This is a genomic window from Zongyangia sp. (assembly GCF_965361945.1).
The window spans coordinates 1-3,562 of sequence record NZ_CBDTOK010000169.1 but is presented as its reverse complement, the minus strand read 5'-3'; the positions used below and the strand labels follow the sequence as shown (position 1 = coordinate 3,562).

Genomic DNA, 3,562 nt, shown 5'->3' with positions numbered 1-3,562 from the left:
CAAAACGGAAGGAGATTTCTTCATGTACGGCAAACGTAAGCAGTCGCCCCTTGTTCTCATCCTTTTGTCCTTAGGACTGATCCTATTGGCAGGTATAATTGTGGTGGTCATGCTCTGGCTCAACCAATCGGATGAACCCAGTTTGGCAAATCAATCCAGTTCATCTGCTTCTATACAAACTACCCCTCCCGTCACTGATGAGAGCTCCTCTTCCGCGACGGAATCTCTGTCACAGTCCCAATCACAACCTCAGCCGGTCTATGCCTTTGGCCAGCCGATTCCAGAAACGCCTCAGGTGGACGACAGCTATTTTGACGACGCCATGTTTGTAGGGGATTCTATTACCACCGGCATTGAACTTTATGGCGTGATGCCCAATGCCACTGTGGTGGCCTCCACCGGTATCAATCCCAATACCATCATGACCACCCCTGACATCGAGCTGGCCGACGGTTCTTCCGTTACCATTTTGCAGGCTATGAGCGCTTATCATCCCAAAAAGATCTATATTATGCTGGGTTCCAATGGCGTCGAATTTATCGGCAAAGAGACGATGATGGAGCTCTATGGCGAGTTTATCGATGCGGTTAAAGCGCAGCATCCGGACAGCATCATCTACCTGCAGTCTATTTTGCCGGTCACCCAGGCAAAGGAAGCTGCAAGCCCAGAACTGAGCAACGATAAAATTGATGAATACAACGCAGCCATTATGGAGCTGGCCGGTGAAAAAGAAGCCTACTATCTGAATGTGGCAGAAAGCTTCAAAGATGAAACCGGCGCCCTTCCGGACGAGGCAAGCCCCAACGATGGCATGCATTTCGGCGTATCCCATTATGAAATTTGGATGGATTATCTTAAATGTCACGCGGTGGAAATATCTTCTCAGAACAGTAACTCATAAAAAGGCTCAAAAAAGGCCCTGGCGTGGATGATCCACGTCAGGGCCTTTTTCTTCATCATCTCAGAAAGCCTGCAACCGCCTTGTCAGCGATGTATATATCCCCTATTTTTTCTTTTTGTCCTTGAGGTTCATCAGCGCATCCCGCAGATTCTGTAAAGCCTCTGAATGCAGGGGGGATTTCATGGTGGGGAACGCTTTCAAAATACGGCGCTGCCCCAGTCTTTTCGACAGGGCTGTCTGCCGGATTTTGTCCCGATACCCCTCCAGTCTTTTGCGGATTTCGTCGCTGAGCGCCTGTTTTTGAGAGAGCCACTCGTCAATTCTTTCCCGCGCCAGCAGGTTTTGCTCCCATCCAAGGTCGCTGAGCTTCTCCCTCATTTCGTCCAATGTCTCATGGATCTTCTCCAGCTTCTTATTCATCAGCAACATAGTGCGCACTGTGGTAATCGTATCGGCAAGGAAAAGGACAAACAGGATGCTGCTGGCGATAATTAGCCAGATATCGCTCAGCGCTCCCACAATCCGCAGGGTCAACGGATGGATAAAATCCATCACCAGCAGGGACATAAGGCCAAAAAGGCTGGAATTCAACAGGCAAACTCTGCCGTGGATATTCCACTTCCTCTGAGAGTAATCCCACAGCTTGGTGTGAAACAGTTTCTCCAGCAAAAAGGAGGTGGCATACTCCAACGCGCTGGTGAGCACAGCGCCGCATACAAAAATCGCCACTGGGTTTTCTGCCACCGGTGTTAAAAGATGAACCACCAGCAAAGCTCCAACTCCATAGATAGGACAGACCGGCCCTGCCAAAAAGCCGCGGTTAATAAACTTTTTAGCCGGAATCGAGCAGTAAACCACCTCACAGCTCCATCCGAGAAAACTGTAGAGAATAAACACTAGAAAATACCGCATTGCTATGAGCATAAATATCCTCCTTCCCCAAGCATAGAGACATCTTACAACGATTTCCCGCCATCGTCAACCTTCTCCATACAGCCGTTCCATTGACAGCGTCCAAAAATTGAGCTACATTGTAGAGGAACCATTTTATCATAAATTGTAAAGGAGTCTTTCTCATGGCAACCCTGACTAGAAACGAGGCCTTCCAGCTTCTCAAGGAATATACAAAAACTGAGCATCTCATCACCCATGCTCTCAGTGTAGAGGGAGTCATGCGTCATTTTGCCACATTGGAAAACGGAGATGTGGAAACGTGGGGCATCGTGGGGCTCCTCCATGATTTGGACTATGACCAATACCCAGAGCAGCATTGTATCAAAGTCCAGGAAATTTTGCGGGAGCGCGGTGTAGACGAGGAAATCATCCGCGCGGTTGCCAGCCATGGATACGGCATGTGCTGCGACATCAAACCGGAATCCCAGATGGAAAAAGTCCTCTACACAGTGGATGAGCTCACCGGACTTATCACCGCCTGCGCCCTTATGCGGCCCTCCCGCTCTGTTCTGGATATGGAGGTCAAATCCGTAAAAAAGAAGATGAAAACCAAGGGATTTGCCGCCGGCGTCAATCGTGAGGTTATCCTCCAGGGCGCAGAAATGCTGGGCTGGGAGCTGGACTATGTCATTGAACACACCATCCTCGGCATGCGCGAGGTAGCCGAAGCCATCGGGCTGAAAGGTAACCTATAATCCCATCCCTGCGCTGTATACACTGTGGAAAGGAAATCTCCTCTATGAAGCATCTTCTCGTGGCCATCAACGCAAAATATATCCACACCTGTTTGGCGGTCCGCTATCTCAAAGGTTATGTAAAACAGTGTTCCTCCCTTGATGTTGATTTTCTGGAATTTACCATCAATCAGCAAAGCGCTTATCTGCTGGAGGAAATCTATCGCCAAGCACCGGATACTCTGGCATTTTCCTGCTATATCTGGAATATCGGCGTTGTCACCTCGCTGTTGTCCGATCTTCGGAAGGTGCTTCCCCAAACCAAAATCATCCTGGGCGGCCCGGAAGTCTCCTTTGGGTCCAGCGCCTTGCTCTCTACCCTGCCCGATGCCGACTATATTCTGGCGGGCGAAGGCGAGATCGGGTATCTGGCCCTGCTGGAAGCGCTGGAATCTGAAACCCCCTTGAATGATGTTCCCAATCTCATTTGGCGCTCTTCCCAGGGCATCCGGCAAAACGCTGCCGCTCCCCTTCTTTCTATGGATGAACTGCCCTTTCCCTACGAAAACTTAGAACAGCTTTCCCATCAAATTCTCTACTATGAAGGATGCCGGGGCTGTCCTTTTGACTGCCAGTACTGTCTCTCTGGGGAGGACAAGGCTCTGCGGACAAAATCCTTTGAAAAAATACGGGCCGAGCTAGATCTATTTCTCTCCCAGCGAGTGCCTCAGGTCAAATTTGTAGACCGTACCTTTAACTGCCGTCCTTCCTACTACCGCCCTATCTGGCGCTATCTGATAGAGCGGGACAACGGGGTGACCAACTTTCATTTTGAGCTTTCCGCCGACCTGCTCCAGGACGAGGATATCACCCTGCTGAGGAAAGCCCGTCCCGGCCTATTCCAGTTTGAAATTGGCGTTCAATCCACCTTTGAGCCCACGTTGCGGGCCATCCACCGCAGCCACCGGGTAGAAAAGATTTTTCACCGGGTCCGGCAGGTGGCGGAGCTTGGGAATATCCATCAGCATCTGGA

At 50.3% G+C, this 3,562-nt stretch carries 4 protein-coding genes; 3 read left to right on the top strand and 1 reads right to left on the bottom strand.

Translation table 11 applies throughout. The features are described from left to right. Nucleotides 1–901: GDSL-type esterase/lipase family protein (locus tag ACZ25G_RS10270; RefSeq protein ID WP_463682388.1), on the top strand; the 901-nt coding region annotated here is incomplete at its 5' end. A 102-nt stretch (nt 902–1,003) separates the two neighbouring features. Here ACZ25G_RS10270 and ACZ25G_RS10265 read toward each other — a convergent pair. Further along, the gene (locus tag ACZ25G_RS10265; RefSeq protein ID WP_342680306.1) at nt 1,004–1,825 is read right to left on the bottom strand and encodes a putative ABC transporter permease; all 822 of its coding nucleotides are present in this window, start codon (nt 1,823–1,825) and stop codon (nt 1,004–1,006) included. Between the two features lie 152 nt (nt 1,826–1,977). Here ACZ25G_RS10265 and ACZ25G_RS10260 point away from each other — a divergent pair, with 152 nt between their 5' ends. Together ACZ25G_RS10260 and ACZ25G_RS10255 are read left to right on the top strand one after the other, a co-directional pair. Further along, nucleotides 1,978–2,550 carry an HDIG domain-containing metalloprotein gene (locus tag ACZ25G_RS10260; RefSeq protein ID WP_463682387.1) on the top strand — a complete coding sequence of 191 codons (573 nt, stop codon included), beginning with the start codon at nt 1,978–1,980 and terminating at the stop codon, nt 2,548–2,550. Nucleotides 2,551–2,594: 44 nt separating this feature from the next. Continuing rightward, nucleotides 2,595–3,562: B12-binding domain-containing radical SAM protein (locus ACZ25G_RS10255; RefSeq protein WP_463682386.1), on the top strand; the 968-nt coding region annotated here is incomplete at its 3' end.

Bases quoted from the DNA above. Each gene is read 5' to 3' on its own strand.
- ACZ25G_RS10265 (WP_342680306.1), bottom strand. From the start codon at position 1,825: ATGCTCATAGCAATGCGGTATTTTCTAGTGTTTATTCTCTACAGTTTT.
- ACZ25G_RS10260 (WP_463682387.1), top strand. From the start codon at position 1,978: ATGGCAACCCTGACTAGAAACGAGGCCTTCCAGCTTCTCAAGGAATAT.